General features: G+C 40.3%; 1 tRNA gene and 1 rRNA gene. Both read left to right on the top strand.

What is annotated here, in order from left to right:
* Window positions 1–67: ribosomal RNA gene (locus tag LQ688_RS13905) — 16S ribosomal RNA — on the top strand; the annotation flags it as partial.
* A 93-nt stretch (window positions 68–160) separates the two neighbouring features.
* Window positions 161–237: transfer RNA gene (locus LQ688_RS13900), tRNA-Ile, on the top strand.
* Window positions 238–486 lie beyond the last annotated feature (249 nt).

The raw sequence follows: 486 nt of genomic DNA, 5'->3' as shown, positions 1-486 counted from the left end.
ACAGATGATTGGGGTGAAGTCGTAACAAGGTAGCCGTATCGGAAGGTGCGGCTGGATCACCTCCTTTCTAAGGATATTACGGAATGACCATGAGGTCATGGAATAACGGAGACATATTGTATTCAGTTTTGAATGTTTATTTGACATTCAAAAATAGATAGGGCCTATAGCTCAGCTGGTTAGAGCGCACGCCTGATAAGCGTGAGGTCGATGGTTCGAGTCCATTTAGGCCCACCATTTTTTTGCACATTGAAAACTAGATAAGTAAGCAAATAGATTTTACCAAGCAAAAAACCGAGTGAATTTTTAACGAAATTCAACAAGCTTAATAATCGCGCGTCGTCTTTTTAGACGACATCACAGATTAATAACTGGTAAAGGTTAGTTAAACATGATTGTATCTTCGATACACAGTGCTTAACTAAGGATTTACATGATTAAGTTATTAAGGGCGCACGGTGGATGCCTTGGCACTAGAAGCCGAAG

Source organism: Mammaliicoccus sp. J-M40, assembly GCF_022386395.1.
Lineage (GTDB): Bacteria > Bacillota > Bacilli > Staphylococcales > Staphylococcaceae > Mammaliicoccus > Mammaliicoccus lentus.
The sequence above is the reverse complement of the archived record's forward strand: the minus strand, read 5'-3'. Positions and strand labels throughout refer to the sequence as shown.